The following is a 13,584-nucleotide window of genomic DNA, read 5'->3' on the forward strand; positions in this document are numbered from 1 at the left end:
GTCATGGATCAGTCAGCTAGTTGAGCATCAGTGCGTTCAATCCATGAGCCGTAAGGGCAACTGTTACGATAACTCCGTGATGGAGAACTTCTTTTCTCACTTGAAAGAAGAAATGTTCAACAATGACTCATTCGTTTCCATCAGCGAGCTGCGCGCAGCGATTGACGAGTACATACAGTGGTACAACACTGAGCGTATGCAAGAACGGCTCGGAGGGATGACCCCAAACGAATACCGGCAACACGCACTAACCACCATCGGATAGAATCACACTGTCCAAGAATTGGGGTTCAGTACAGCCAAATCCCGTGTCTCTTTCCTGCTTAATAGCAAATTCCACGTAAATGTTTGAGGGAGGAGTTCCGAGGTTGTTGCGCGAAGATATGTTCCCGATCCTCCGCGTGTTTCGACGATACCCAGTAGTTCCAGAGCAGCTAATGCTTCGCGGATTTGTGCAAGTGCCGGGGTAAAACTACTGCAGCTTGTTGCGTAAAATAGATGTGGTGTGGGGCGGTTCTCGCCGTCCCGCATCACAGATTCCCAGGTGTCTGTTGAATAGTGAAAAGATGAAGGTACGACGAAACGGCGCGTGTTATGTGTGCCGTCATAGTAGCGAGATGCGTCGAAATTTTTGGCTGCGAACTGGTTGTGATTGCCCAGGATGTGGTGAGAAATGTTCGTGTATTTCGAGGCTGTAAAAGTAGTAAAAACAACATTTTCGCCGATTATCTTATCTTGTTGAACTAAACGTATAAAATAGATGCAGGTCAAACCGAGATGTTAGGTGATAGATGCGGGCGCGAGCTTCATTACGAGATGAAATCTACCAGGATATTCTTGATTTGCTCCTCGGTGGAGCATATCAGCCTGGCGAAGTGGTGAATATTGACGCCCTTTCTCGAACTCTTGACGTTTCCCCAACCCCTATTAGGGAAGCCCTGGTGGAGTTGGAACATACCTCGCTTGTTGAACGCACGGCTCGTCGTGGATATAGGGTTGCCTCTCCTCTTTCCGGTAAACAAATCAAGGATCTAATGGAGGTTCGAACAATTCTTGAGCTTCAAGCCTTGAAACGTGCATATCCTACGGTCGATTCGTGGATTGACGAGTTGACGTTGGCGCACGATGAGCACGTCAAGGCTTTCGAATATCTTCCGCGAGCTGAAAAATCTCAGGAATACTCTGCAATCCGCCACTATTTTGAAGCTGATTGGCGTTTCCACACGATTATTTTTGAGAATGCGGGCAATGGGTATCTTTTGAAGGTGTTGGAGGGTTTGGCTTTCCAAATGCATCGTTTGAGGCAAACAGTGGGGCACGGGAAATCCGATGGTGCTGACGCCACGTGTGAACACTCCAAAATTTTGCACGCCCTGCAGGAAAGAAACGAAAAAGCGAGCAAGCTTGCTATGAAAAGCCACCTCAATAAGGTGCTCAAGCGTTCGGTTGCGGACTCTTAATAGGCGGGGTTCGGCTCATTATTTGCGCAAGCGATCGGAGCCTGTTGTAGAAGGATGCCGTCGTTCTCTCGTCGACGTTAGCGGTTAACTGACATCTACCCTAGCGGAGCGGACCTTAGCGTAGGGGGCTCTCTAGTTTTCCGGGTGGAAACATCCGATGAACGACCCCTTTACATTTGTCTATGCATGGCATGTGAAAGAAAAATCCTATATGATTTAAGGGGTTCATTCTTTAACGAACGTTGATAGTTCGCCAAAAGTAGCCAATGGGTGATGAAAAAACATCACAAACGACCAGCAATGGAGCTTGAATGACTTACTTGGTAAATAATCCAGAGAAGTTCGCTGCAGATAGCCTCAAAGGTTTCTGTGCGGCATTCTCACAATACGTCCAACCCGTTCACGGTGGGGTCGTCCGATCAACCTCAAGTCCTCAAGGGCAGGTGTCCATCGTTGTCGGTGGCGGTTCCGGGCATTATCCCGCATTCGCGGGCTGGGTTGGTAGCGGAATGGCGCACGGCTCGGTGTGTGGAAACATTTTCGCCTCACCTTCTGCCTCCCAGGTGAAATCCGTGGTGAAAGCTGCGGATAACGGTGGCGGCACACTCATCCTGTTCGGCAACTACGCCGGAGACGTCCTGCATTTCGGTAACGGCGCCGAACAGCTACGTAACGAAGGACACGATATTCGCATCGTATGTATTTCCGACGATATTGCGTCCAACACCCCGGAAAATCACCTCGATCGGCGTGGAATTGCGGGTGATACTTTCGTTGTGAAGGTTGCTGGCGCTGCGGCAGCTGCCGGTTTGAATCTCGACGAGGTAGAAGCTACTACACGCAAAGCCAATGATTGCACACGTTCCCTGGGTGTGGCTTTCACGGGTTGTACGCTTCCCGGAGCTGGTGAACCGCTTTTTGAGGTGGAACACGGAAAATACGGTCTCGGTTTAGGAATTCACGGTGAGCAAGGATTGTCGACGCACACCATTACTACAGCTGACGAAATTTCCACAATGCTTGTGGAGAAGATTCTTGAGGAAGAACCGGAACGCGGTAAAGACGGGTATAACGGGCGAGTAGCCGTGCTTGTGAACGGGCTAGGGTCGTGCAGCTACGAAGAACTTTTCGTCGTCTATGCGAAAGTTAGCGAGTTGTTGAAAGAACGCGGTTTCACCATTGTTGCTCCGCTTGTTGATGAGCAGGTGACAAGCCTGGATATGGCTGGTGTCTCACTGTCACTCATGTTCCTTGATGAGGAGTTGGAAGCCTTCTGGACAGCTCCGGCTGATGCGCCAGCTTTCCACACGGGCGTTGTGGAGCAGTCAACGGGCAAACGTATTGTTAAGGAAGAAACGGAAGCCCAAATTGTTGCCGGGTCGGAAGAATCCGCAGCTTTTGCGCTCAAGATAGCCTCGGTGCTTGACGTCTTTGAGAAAACCGCACGTGAGGCCGAGCCGGAACTTGGCCGCATGGATGCCATTGCTGGCGACGGCGATCACGGACAGGGAATGACGCTTGGCTCAACTGCGGCCGCTTCAGCGTCACGTGAAGCGGCCGCCGCGCGCGCCGGTGCCCGCACCCTCCTAGCGCGCGCCGGAGCCGCCTGGTCCGAGGGTGCCGGAGGCACATCCGGCGCACTATGGGGAGGTGCGCTCAGTAAGGTTGCCAATGCCTTCTCTGATCATGCAGTTCCCACGAAGGTCGAGATTATTGATGCCGTCGCTAAGGGTGCCAGGTCCATTCAAGAAATGGGTGGCGCTCAGGTTGGCGATAAGACCATGGTTGATGCCGTGATTCCTTTCGCTGAAGCACTTGAGGCGAAGCGGGATAGCTCCGAGCCTCTCGCCGATATTTGGGCGGATGCGGCGGCGAAAGCACGCGAAGCTGCAGATGCAACAGCGAATATTGTGGCACGCAAGGGCAGGGCGCGCACCCACGGGGATGCCTCCATGGGCACTCCTGATCCGGGCGCGATTTCCTTCAGTATGCTCATGGTGGCAGCTGCTGACATGATCCGCGGGTTTTAATGTTGTGCGGGTGCGGGCACTTTAACGTAGCGCGGGCACTTTAACGTAACGCGGGCTCTGTAACGTAACAAGGGCACTTTAGCGTAACGCGGGCTCTGTAGCGTAGCGCGGGCACTTTAGCGTAACGCGAGCTTAAGAACTTGCGTAGCGGGCTATTCGGTTCGTTGCAGATTCTCAAGGTAGCGCGCGTTTGAGAAGTCGCGTAGCGTGGCGGGTTGAAAAGTGCCCGCAAAGTGCCCGCAAAGTGCCCTCACATCGCCCTTCGCCGGCAACTATGAAGATATTGCTCATTGACAGAAATTTAGTGGCATATCAACGTAGTACAATGAGAACATTAATAAAGGTATAAAACAACTTCATATTTCACCACAAACACACAAAGAAAGGTAAAAATATGGGATATCGTGTTGTCGTCCTTGGAGATTCTGCAGGATGGCCGTACAAGGACATTATTAAGGCAGATCTCGAAGCCGATGATCGTATCGACGAGGTAATTGATATTGGGCTTGGCGAAGGTGCCGATCCCGTTCTTTACCCGAATCTCGCCACAAAGGGCGCGGAAATGATTGCACGTGGCGAAGCCGACCGCGGCGTATTTATTTGCGGAACCGGCATGGGCGTCGCAATGGCAGCAAACAAGGTCAAGGGAATTCGCGCATCGACAGCGCACGATTCCTTCTCCGTTGAACGCCTTGTGCTCTCCAATAATGCCCAGGTTTTGTGTCTCGGCCAGCGCGTTGTTGGTGTGGAACTTGCCCGTCGCCTCGCCAAAGAATTCTTCAACTACGAATTCGATCCCGCCTCACATTCCAAGGCGAATGTTGACGCCATTTGCGCCTACGATGGCTCGCTGGAGGAATAACACATGGTGCATTGGATAGGCACAAGCTGGAAAATGAATGGCACCCAAGATTTTGGGGAAAACTACGCGAAGAAATTGCGCGAAGCCAAAGTCGGGCAAGTTGAAGGCATCCAACCCTTCATCATCCCTCCGTTCACCCTCACAACCACTGTAGCCAAGGCACTCGGCAGGTTTTCGGGGGTTGCGCTCGGCGTCCAAAACGCCCACTGGGAAGATTCAGGTGCATGGACAGGTGAAATTTCCATGCTTCAGGCGAAAGATGCCGGTGCGCAGGTAGTCGAGCTCGGCCACTCCGAGCGTCGCGAATACTTTGGGGAAACAGATGAAACTGTGAACCTCAAAGTGAAGGCAGCGCTTCGGAACAATTTGCGTCCGCTGGTGTGTTTCGGTGAACCGCTGGAAGTTTTCGAGGCAGGGGAGTCCATTCCCTTCATTACCGCCCAGGTCGATGCAGCACTGGACGGCGTGGAGGATACCTCCTCGATTCTCTTGGCCTACGAACCCATTTGGGCGATTGGCGAAAAGGGACGCGAACCCAACCCGGAGGATCTGGAAACCGCTTTCGCTGAACTCTCCGCCCGCTACGCCGACCGCGTGGAAGGCATTCTCTATGGCGGTTCCGTGAATCACGATAACAACCAGTGGTTGCTAAGGATTCCCGGGATTGACGGCCTGTTTATTGGCCGTTCGGCATGGACGCCGGAAGGGTATCTGGAAAATATCCGTTTAGCTAAAGAAGTTATTGGATAGTTTCTAAGCCCTCACTTGTTTGGTTAGTTTCGTTAATGTCGAGACTCGCGAATATCTTCGTAGCCGAGGTGCGTAAACTGTTTGGGTAGTCCCGATTTTTAGCTACTTTTGACTGTTTCGCGAACGTCGCAACGTAGATGCTTGGGTTACTTTCCAGGGTTTTATCGTTTCATAAGTTACGACGACGAGGGGCAGGCGCCACCGCGCCTGCCCCTAACTCTGCCCAAAATAATCTAGGGTACTTTCATAGTTCTGGGGTAAAATAACAGATGTGAGTTGTGACATTTATTTCCCCACGCAATCAGAGAATCCTTGCGAACCGGTATTATCTCATCGCCAGAAAACAAATCCTTCAACCCTGGCAGATCTAACAACCATTGGTGTTGGCGGAAAAATGGGAAACTACATTCAGGCAGAATCCGAAGAGGAGATTATTTCCCATATTCGCCAAGCTGATGATGCACACATCCCCTTCCTTATGATCGGTGGCGGATCCAATATTTTGCCACAGGATGCAGATTTCCCCGGAATCGTCGTCCGAGACACACGCGAGGATATCAACGTTATTGAAGTGAGTGGCTGCGGAGGCGCAACTTTCACGGCAACAGCTGGAACTTCGTGGGATACGCTGGTTGCCCGCGCCGTAACTGAAGATTGGGCGGGCTTGGAAGCCCTCTCAGGAATCCCCGGAACTGTTGGCGCAGCCCCCGTCCAAAACATTGGCGCCTACGGGCAGGAAGTCGCATCCTCAATTGCCAGCGTCCGCGTCTACGACCGCGCAGAAAAGAAAACCCGCAGCCTCAGCCTCAGCGCCCTCAAACTCGGCTACCGCACCTCAATTATTAAAGACAGCATCGCCAGTTTTGGTCCAAGCCCGCGCTATATCGTCCTCAGCGTCGAATTTCAAACTTTCCTCTCCAACCGCTCCAACCCGATCGCCTACGGCCAACTTGCCGATACCCTCGGCGTCAACATAGGGGACCGCATAGATAACCGCAGGGTTCGCGAAGCGGTTCTCGAACTTCGAACTTCCAAAGGAATGGTTATTAACGACGACGACCGCGATTCTTTCTCCTGCGGTTCGTTCTTCACCAACCCCATTATTAGTGTTGAACAAGCTAAAACTCTTCCCGAAAAAGCCCCGCGCTACGCTGTTCACGACACCACGAAATACACCTTAAATAGGGGAGCGCCAACCATTGAAGGAATTGTGAAAACAAGCGCGGCATGGCTCATCCAAAACGCGGGTTTTGAGCGCGGATACGGGCATGGAGAAGCGCGATTATCGTCGAAACACACCTTGAGTATTACGAATCGGGGCCACGCAACAGGAGCCGATATTCGCGCACTTGCGAGGGAAATCCAGGAGGGGGTCCGCACGGTTTACGGAATCGACCTTCACTCCGAACCCGTTATTATAGGTGGCCTTTAATGGGTTTCAATCAAGAAAAGTATGCTCAGGATGTTCTGACGGGGAATGACGCCTCGTATATTCTTGCCTGCGCATACCCAAATCTTGGAATCACCTACTGGGAGGTGAACGCCGTGAACCATCGCCCTGGGGCGGGGGTGACAGTCAGCTACCGTGTGGGGACAAGCGCGCGTGAATACTATATGTGTGCGACGACGGCAAAAATCTATGGGCTCAACACTCCCACGTTGCAACGTGTGGACTTCGCAGGATTAACGATTCACGTTTGGCAGCATCCGAATGATCCGGAGTTGCCGGCTTTGCCCGTCGCGGTGTCCACGAAAAAAATGCGGGAGCTCATGGGGATGCCCGTGAATTTAGAGCTGAAGGGATACCGGCCCACCCGGCGAGCAGTGGTGAAGGTGACACCTGGGGACGGTTCGCGAGGTGGGGCTTTTGCTAAGGTGTTGCGGCCGCCCGTGGCTCAATCCTTGGCGAAACGGCATCGTATGCTTACTCAGGCCGGGGTGTCTGCCCCGCGCGTATTGCGTGAAGATCCGCGCGGGTTGGTGTTGATTTCTCAGATGTCCGGTGAGCCGCTCGCTAATTTTTTGTCGCGGGGTTTGGGTAGGCGTGCGCCCGACGTTTTGGAGTCGTTGTGGGCGCTGTTGGAACGTTTACCTATTTCTGCGTTGAATTTGACGCACCGGCCGGCGTGGTCGGATAGGGTGGGGCACTACGCCCATGCAGCCGCGGTTGCTCTTCCGCGCATTGAAATGCGGGCGAGGAATGTTGCGCAAGGTGTTGAAGCGATTATGAGGACGACGAACCCCGGCCCTATCGTTCCCGTTCATGGAGATTTTTACGAGGCAAACATTTTTGTGCGTAACGGAATGTCTGGAACAACATATGCGGGTGTTATCGATGTTGATAGTCTCGGCCCTGGCTATCGTATAGATGATTGGGCGTGTTTATTGGGGCACATGAGCGTGTTGCCGCATCTTGCGCCCTCCGCCTACCCGGATCTTCGGGAAGATTTAGCAACGTGGGTGAGTATTTTGGAGCGTAGGTTGCCGCCCGCGCCGCTCTTTGCACGGTGTGCGGGAGTGGTGTTATCACTTGTTGCCGGGGCTGCTCGCCAAGATGGGACGACGGCGTGGCAAACGGACGCTATGGGGCGCATAAGCGAAGCCGAAAATTGGCTTCACCGAGCACAGCGCTCCCTTCAAACCTATATGTAGTTTTTAGCCAAGAAGAGCTTTAATACGACGAAGTGCCTCTTTGAGATCCTCATCGCTCAAAGCGTAGGAGAAACGCAGGAAGCCGGGCGTGCCGAAAGCCTCTCCGGGAACGCAGGCAACGTTTGCTTCCTCCAAAAGAAGGGTTGCGAGATCCGTCGTCGTACCAATAACTTTTCCGGAAATAGTGGAGCCGAGAAGATCACGTACGTCGGCGAAAACGTAGAAGGCGCCCTCGGGATCCTGGACGTTAAAACCGCGAACCTCGCGTAAACCATCAACAATAATGCGACGCCTGCGAGCAAAACCTTCACGCATGTATTCCACACATTCGCGCCCGCCCGTGAGCGCCGCAATAACGGCACGCTGGGCAACATTATTGACGTTACCTGTCAGGTGTGAGTGCAGAGCTTTCATTCGCGCGATCGCCTTCGGTGCGCCGTAAATCCAGCCAACACGCCAGCCCGTCATGGCGAAGGACTTCGAGACCCCGCCAATCACCAGGGTGTGATTGAGAAGTTCTGGCATTTCGGCAAGTGGGTAGGCGGTTTTTGCGCCGTCATAGGTGAGATGTTCATAAATTTCGTCCACAACCAGCCAGATGCCGTGATCCTTTGCCCATGCGCCAATTGCGCGAATTTCCTCGCGATTGTAGACGGCGCCTGTTGGATTCGTGGGGGAGCAGAGGAGCAGAGCCTTCGTTTTTTCGGTGCGCGCAGCTTCGAGTTGTTCTGCCGTGACCTTGAAGGACTGTTCGGGGCCGGCAAAAACGCGCGTGACATTACCGCCAAAGAACTGAATATCTGCGGGGTAGGTGACCCAGTAGGGGGAGGGGAGGAGGACGTTGTCCCCGGGATTAATGAGGGTTGCCCAGGCTTCGAACACTGCCTGTTTTGCGCCATTCGTTACGATAATCGTTGAGGGATCGATGCTTATGCCAGCGTCTGCTTCGACTTTCGCAGCAATTGCTTCGTGCAGTTCGCCAAGCCCTGTGGAATTGGAGTATTTATGGTTGTGAATATCGCGGGTTGCCTGCGCTGCCGCTTCAACTATATGAGCGGGTGTGGGGAAATCCGGTTCTCCGGCACCCAATGAAATAATCGGGAGCCCCTGGGCACGCAATTCGCGTTGACGCGCATCAACAGCGAGCGTTGCGGAGACTTCAATGTCTAGGATTCGTGTCGATAAAGAACCAGGTTCGTGTGATGTGCTCATTTCATAATTATATCGCGGGTCTTGAGCTGTTTCATCCCGATTCACAAAGAGCATGGAGGGTGGACTTTAGGGCGCCGACCGTGTATTGCGTAGATTGCTGGGGAAACCCGTTAGGCGTTCATTCTGGATTTAGGTTGCCGACGGTTGCGGGTGCCGACGTTATAGAGTGTGTGCCTACCGTGTAGTGCGGGTGTTGCCGGAAAATGTGATGGTAGGCGGAAGTGTGATGTTGCTATCGTGGCTCGACAATACGGGTGACCTGTTTTATTATTGTTAGGTGCTGTTCGGACTTTCCGTACAGCGCCCACTTTTATATGGCGGTTAGCGCATCGCGTCCTTTTCGTGCATAATATGGAGTGGTTTCCAACTTAGGGTAGTGGCGCAATTGGTAGCGCATCGGTCTCCAAAACCGGCGGTTGGGGGTTCGAGTCCCTCCTACCCTGCCAGTTCCAAGAGGAACTTAAATGTTGATACATGTAGACAACGTAAGGACTCACCGTGAATAAACAAACACCGGCGTCACAGTCCTCTAAGGAAGAAGCGCAAAAGCAGGGCATTTTTGCCCGTCTCGCACTGTTTTTCCGCCAAATTTTCGGTGAATTAAAAAGAGTGCAGCGCCCCAGCCGTAAGGAACTCTGGCAGCTCTTCGGAACAGTTGTTCTCTTTATTGTTTGCATCATGGTATTTATTGGGGTTTTCGACCTTGGTTTCGGGCGTCTTACGCTCTGGGTTTTCGGTTAAGCCGGGTCAAGCCAGAGAGGAAAAGGTAGAACGTGGCTGAGGAAAACAATGTAGCTGATGAGCTCTTCATGGAGCCAAACGCGGACAACTTCAAAGAACTTACCCAGGATGCGCAAACACGCCCTGAAGAAACATTGTCCGTTGTTGACGAAATCCAGGAAGAAACCGGAGCCGACGGCACACATGCAGATAATGCAGAAACCTCCGAGGAAGCCGTAACCGAAGCTGTTGAGGCTACCGAGCCAACCAAAGAACAGGGTTCGTCGTCGAAAAAACGTAAAAAGGCTCAGCAGGAAATCATTACCGAGGCGGAAGTCCGCGCAAAGCTCAAGAATCTCCCCGGAAAATGGTATGTTCTCCACACGTATTCCGGTTATGAAAAGCGCGTGAAGCAGGATCTTGAAATCCGTATGGCGTCCATGAACATGGAAGATTACATTTTCCAAATGGAAGTGCCAATGGAGGAAGTTTTCGAGATTCGACGTGGCCAGCGTAAACTCGTTTCCCGTGTCCGTATGCCCGGTTATGTGCTGATTCGTATGGATTTGAACGACGATTCATGGCGTGTGGTTCAGTCCACAAACGGTGTGACAGGTTTTGTGGGCAATGGGCGAACACCCGTTGCGTTGAATTTCAACGAAGTTGTTTCTATGTTGACCCCTGTTGTCGAACAGCAGGCAGCCGAAGAAGCACGCGAAGCAGGTCTACCCGCAGGTAAAGGACCCAAGGTTGAAGTTCCCTTCGAGATTGGCGATCCGGTTACGTTGGCTGCTGAGCCGTGGGCTGGTATGCCGGCAACGGTTTCCGCAATTGATGCCGTGAACCAGAAGCTCACCGTGATGATGACGCTCGTCGGGCAGGAAACACCCGTTGAGCTCGATTTCCATCAGGTTATTAAGGAAGATTAATTCCTTCCAGATTATAAGGAAGAATGATTCCTTCCCAAGCATGAAGTAGTTTTCGTCAAGCCCGCGATGCCGGGCTTGACGTGTTTCACAAGCCTTTCGGCTTTATTTGTGCGTGAGCATAGCGTAAAGTTGATAGGCGTGCCATCGTTCACCATTTGCGATGGCTATCTAGATAATCAGAAAAGGACCCGATATGGCACCGAAGAAGAAGGTTGTCGGCTTTATTAAGCTACAGATTCCTGCTGGTCAGGCCACCCCGGCCCCGCCGGTTGGTCCGGCTCTCGGTCAGCACGGCGTGAACATCGTTGAGTTCACGAAGGCATACAATGCCGCGACCGAATCCCAGCGCGGGAACATTGTTCCTGTTGAAATTACCGTGTACGAAGATCGCACATTTACCTTCGTCACCAAAACCCCGCCCGCAGCACAGCTCATTTTGAAAGCTGCAGGTATTGCTAAAGGCTCTCCCACACCTCACTCCGTGAAGGTTGGACATCTTACAGCCGATCAGCTCCGCGAAATTGCAAAAACAAAAGAGCCGGATCTGAACGCTAACGACATTGACAACGCCGCGCGTATTATCGCCGGTACGGCCCGCTCCATGGGCATCACCTCGGACGCAATCTAAGCGAAAGAGAAAATCAGCTCGGCACACGCCAGCTGGTGGAAGGGCCGCGCAGGCCTGTTGACCACAACTGTAAAAAGGAGAAGCAGAAATGGCAAAGCGCTCTAAAGCATACCGCGCAGCCGCTGAAAAGATTGCGGACGGTGTGCTCTACACACCCCTCGAAGCTATGAAGCTTGCGAAGGAAACAACAGTCACGAAGTTCGATTCCACGGTGGAAGTTGTCTTCCGCCTTGGTGTTGATCCTCGTAAAGCGGACCAGATGGTTCGCGGTACCGTTAACCTCCCTCACGGCACCGGCAAGACGGCTCGGGTCATCGTCTTTGCCCAGGGAGAACGCGCCCAGCAGGCACTCGATGCTGGCGCTGATGAAGTTGGATCAGATGAACTCATCGCCAAGGTTGCAGGCGGTTGGACAGATTTCGACGCAGCCGTTGCAACACCTGACATGATGGGTAAAGTTGGTCGCCTCGGCCGTATCCTCGGCCCACGTGGACTTATGCCGAACCCCAAGACGGGCACCGTCACCATGGATGTGACGAAGGCTGTTAACGACATCAAGGGTGGACGTATCGAATTCCGTGTTGATAGGCACGGAAACCTTCCGTTCATTATTGGTAACACCGGCTTCTCGGTGGAACAGCTCGTTGAAAACTACGCTGCCGCACAGGAAGAAATCATTCGTTTGAAGCCTTCAGCAGCTAAGGGTCGTTACGTCCGCAAGGCAACAGTTTCAACAACTATGGGTCCAGGTATTCCCCTCGACGGAACCAAAACCCGTAACCTCCTGTCCGAAGACGCTTCCTAAGTACAGCGTCTCCCGAGACGAGTTATAGCGTCTTTTGTGGTGCTCTCCTTTCCAGGGGAGCACCATTTTTATGTAGTACGACGAAAAACTGTGGCTACGTCCGAACGTGATGGAGTACACCGGGGGAGGCCTTGGAAACCGCGCGGGAGTGCAGTAAGCTATTACGTGCCAAAGACCGCAGGTTCCAATCAGGATCAAACTCGCGAAGCGGGCCAGCGCAGGTGAGAACAGAGCTTACATAAGCATGTATATGTGTGTGTTTAAGTCCCGTGCTTACTTGCGCGGGGCTTTTTCGTTGGGTTCTGCGGCTAGACCGGAAGGAGGCCCCATGGCACGGACCGATAAGTCTGCAGCAATTGCGGAACTCAAGGAGCTTTTCGAGAACTCCGCCGCAGCGCTGTTCACTGAGTACCGTGGCCTGACGGTCGGCGAGATGAAAGATCTTCGCCGTTCGTTCCAGGGTGGAGCTGTCTACAAGGTCGCCAAGAACACTCTTCTTGAGATTGCTGCCAAGCAGGCCGGCCTCGAACTCGAGGAAGGCACATTCGTTGGGCCAACAGCCGTTGCATTCGTTAGCGGTGAAGCTCCCGATGCTGCTAAAGCAATCAAGAATTTTGCCAAGGAAAATGACAAGCTCATTATCAAGGGTGGCATCATGGACGGTGTCCAGATGTCCTCTGATGATGTGAAGAAGCTTGCGGATCTCGAATCTCGCGAAGTTCTCCTTGCCAAGTCCGCAGGTGTCCTCAAGGCGCTCCTGTACCAGACCGCATACGTACTCACAGCGCCAGCCGTCAAGGCTGTTCGCACCATCGACGCATTGCGCGCCAAGGAAGAAGCTGCTGCTTAAGCGCTCTTCAACGTGGCAATATGCCGTATTTGCCGGTTAAGAAACCGGGAAAACGGATAGCCACATCGGTGGGAAACCACCAGCGGCAAACCGTTCACGCGGTAGGCCACATAGGCACAAAGCCCAACTACGTGGCTGAGTCGCAACCGTGGTGTAACACCACATAAGAACTTTGTTTTCACATGTTTATCTGCTCGATAGAGCGGAAAGGAAGGCCATCATGGCTAAGCTCACAACCGAAGAGCTCATTGCAGCTTTCAAGGAGCTCACCCTCGTTGAGCTCAACGATTTCGTTAAGGCTTTCGAAGAAGAATTCGATGTTGAAGCCACTGCCCCCGTTGCAGCTGTTGCTGCCGCTCCTGCTGCGGCAGAAGCTGCTGCTGAAGAAGAAAAGACTGACTTCGACGTCGTTCTCGAAGCAGCTGGCGACAAGAAGGTTGCCGTTATTAAGGAAGTTCGCGCCCTCACCTCCCTCGGCCTCAAGGAAGCTAAGGATCTCGTTGATTCCGCTCCTAAGGCTGTTCTCGAAGGCGTTGACAAGGCTGCTGCCGACAAGGCAAAGGAAGCTCTCGAAGGCGCAGGCGCAACCGTTACCCTCAAGTAGTTCATACTGCTTAACAGCGTAACGCGCTGAGCTACATAGCTTTCGTTACCCCCGGGCAAGTCCCGGGGGTAACGTGTTTTTA

The 13,584-nt window shown here is 52.9% G+C and carries 15 protein-coding genes and 1 tRNA gene; 14 read left to right on the forward strand and 2 right to left on the reverse strand.

Annotated elements, in window-relative coordinates:
* The coding region (locus tag G445_RS10340; protein ID WP_022866925.1) for an IS3 family transposase at positions 1-265 on the forward strand (265 nt) is incomplete at its 5' end.
* Between the two features lie 2 nt (positions 266-267).
* On the opposite strand, the gene G445_RS0107515 is transcribed toward G445_RS10340, so the two are convergent.
* A complete protein-coding gene (locus tag G445_RS0107515) occupies positions 268-771 on the reverse strand; it encodes a hypothetical protein (protein ID WP_022866926.1) in 504 nt (167 codons plus the stop codon).
* Positions 772-791: 20 nt separating this feature from the next.
* Between G445_RS0107515 and G445_RS0107520 the strand changes: the two genes are divergently transcribed.
* The 6 genes from G445_RS0107520 to G445_RS0107545 all read left to right on the forward strand — a co-directional run bounded on the left by G445_RS0107520 (position 792) and on the right by G445_RS0107545 (position 7,754).
* Entirely contained in the window at positions 792-1,460 is a 669-nt protein-coding gene (locus tag G445_RS0107520; protein ID WP_022866927.1) for a GntR family transcriptional regulator, read from the forward strand.
* A 311-nt stretch (positions 1,461-1,771) separates the two neighbouring features.
* Entirely contained in the window at positions 1,772-3,490 is a 1,719-nt protein-coding gene (locus G445_RS0107525; RefSeq protein WP_022866928.1) for a dihydroxyacetone kinase family protein, read from the forward strand.
* Positions 3,491-3,884: 394 nt separating this feature from the next.
* Complete coding sequence (locus G445_RS0107530) at positions 3,885-4,352, forward strand: ribose-5-phosphate isomerase (RefSeq protein WP_022866929.1); 468 nt, start codon at positions 3,885-3,887, stop codon at positions 4,350-4,352.
* 3 nt (positions 4,353-4,355) lie between these two features.
* Positions 4,356-5,102: a triose-phosphate isomerase gene (locus tag G445_RS0107535; protein ID WP_022866930.1), complete on the forward strand. Its 747-nt coding sequence runs from the start codon at positions 4,356-4,358 to the stop codon at positions 5,100-5,102.
* Positions 5,103-5,373: 271 nt separating this feature from the next.
* Positions 5,374-6,534 (forward strand): UDP-N-acetylmuramate dehydrogenase, encoded by a 1,161-nt coding sequence (locus G445_RS0107540; RefSeq protein WP_022866931.1) that lies wholly within the window; start codon positions 5,374-5,376, stop codon positions 6,532-6,534.
* Entirely contained in the window at positions 6,534-7,754 is a 1,221-nt protein-coding gene (locus G445_RS0107545) for a phosphotransferase (protein WP_022866932.1), read from the forward strand. Before G445_RS0107540 ends, G445_RS0107545 begins: the two co-directional genes overlap by 1 nt.
* Before the next feature lie 3 nt (positions 7,755-7,757).
* Here G445_RS0107545 and G445_RS0107550 read toward each other — a convergent pair whose 3' ends face one another.
* Positions 7,758-8,966: a pyridoxal phosphate-dependent aminotransferase gene (locus G445_RS0107550; protein ID WP_022866933.1), complete on the reverse strand. Its 1,209-nt coding sequence runs from the start codon at positions 8,964-8,966 to the stop codon at positions 7,758-7,760.
* A 370-nt stretch (positions 8,967-9,336) separates the two neighbouring features.
* On the opposite strand from G445_RS0107550, the gene G445_RS0107555 reads away from it, so the two are divergent.
* The 7 genes from G445_RS0107555 (at position 9,337) to rplL (ending at position 13,502) form a co-directional block, all read left to right on the forward strand.
* Positions 9,337-9,412: transfer RNA gene (locus tag G445_RS0107555), tRNA-Trp, on the forward strand.
* A 52-nt stretch (positions 9,413-9,464) separates the two neighbouring features.
* The gene (gene secE, locus G445_RS0107560; RefSeq protein ID WP_022866934.1) at positions 9,465-9,707 is read left to right on the forward strand and encodes a preprotein translocase subunit SecE; all 243 of its coding nucleotides are present in this window, start codon (positions 9,465-9,467) and stop codon (positions 9,705-9,707) included.
* 32 nt (positions 9,708-9,739) lie between these two features.
* On the forward strand, positions 9,740-10,615 hold the full coding sequence (gene nusG, locus G445_RS0107565) for a transcription termination/antitermination protein NusG (RefSeq protein WP_022866935.1): 876 nt from the start codon (positions 9,740-9,742) through the stop codon (positions 10,613-10,615).
* Between the two features lie 193 nt (positions 10,616-10,808).
* A complete protein-coding gene (gene rplK, locus G445_RS0107570) occupies positions 10,809-11,243 on the forward strand; it encodes a 50S ribosomal protein L11 (RefSeq protein ID WP_022866936.1) in 435 nt (144 codons plus the stop codon).
* An 88-nt stretch (positions 11,244-11,331) separates the two neighbouring features.
* Positions 11,332-12,048, forward strand: coding sequence for a 50S ribosomal protein L1 (gene rplA, locus G445_RS0107575; RefSeq protein ID WP_022866937.1), 717 nt, complete (start codon positions 11,332-11,334; stop codon positions 12,046-12,048).
* Between the two features lie 328 nt (positions 12,049-12,376).
* On the forward strand, positions 12,377-12,898 hold the full coding sequence (gene rplJ, locus G445_RS0107580; protein ID WP_022866938.1) for a 50S ribosomal protein L10: 522 nt from the start codon (positions 12,377-12,379) through the stop codon (positions 12,896-12,898).
* Positions 12,899-13,118: 220 nt separating this feature from the next.
* Complete coding sequence (gene rplL / locus G445_RS0107585) at positions 13,119-13,502, forward strand: 50S ribosomal protein L7/L12 (protein ID WP_022866939.1); 384 nt, start codon at positions 13,119-13,121, stop codon at positions 13,500-13,502.
* Positions 13,503-13,584 lie beyond the last annotated feature (82 nt).

Origin of the sequence: Actinotignum urinale DSM 15805, from assembly GCF_000420445.1 — a bacterium.
GTDB lineage: Bacteria > Actinomycetota > Actinomycetes > Actinomycetales > Actinomycetaceae > Actinotignum > Actinotignum urinale.

Bases quoted from the DNA above. Each gene is read 5' to 3' on its own strand.
- G445_RS0107520 (WP_022866927.1), top strand. From the start codon at position 792: ATGCGGGCGCGAGCTTCATTACGAGATGAAATCTACCAGGATATTCTT.
- G445_RS0107525 (WP_022866928.1), top strand. From the start codon at position 1,772: ATGACTTACTTGGTAAATAATCCAGAGAAGTTCGCTGCAGATAGCCTC.
- G445_RS0107530 (WP_022866929.1), top strand. From the start codon at position 3,885: ATGGGATATCGTGTTGTCGTCCTTGGAGATTCTGCAGGATGGCCGTAC.
- G445_RS0107535 (WP_022866930.1), top strand. From the start codon at position 4,356: ATGGTGCATTGGATAGGCACAAGCTGGAAAATGAATGGCACCCAAGAT.
- G445_RS0107545 (WP_022866932.1), top strand. From the start codon at position 6,534: ATGGGTTTCAATCAAGAAAAGTATGCTCAGGATGTTCTGACGGGGAAT.
- G445_RS0107550 (WP_022866933.1), bottom strand. From the start codon at position 8,966: ATGAGCACATCACACGAACCTGGTTCTTTATCGACACGAATCCTAGAC.
- rplK (WP_022866936.1), top strand. From the start codon at position 10,809: ATGGCACCGAAGAAGAAGGTTGTCGGCTTTATTAAGCTACAGATTCCT.
- rplA (WP_022866937.1), top strand. From the start codon at position 11,332: ATGGCAAAGCGCTCTAAAGCATACCGCGCAGCCGCTGAAAAGATTGCG.
- rplJ (WP_022866938.1), top strand. From the start codon at position 12,377: ATGGCACGGACCGATAAGTCTGCAGCAATTGCGGAACTCAAGGAGCTT.
- rplL (WP_022866939.1), top strand. From the start codon at position 13,119: ATGGCTAAGCTCACAACCGAAGAGCTCATTGCAGCTTTCAAGGAGCTC.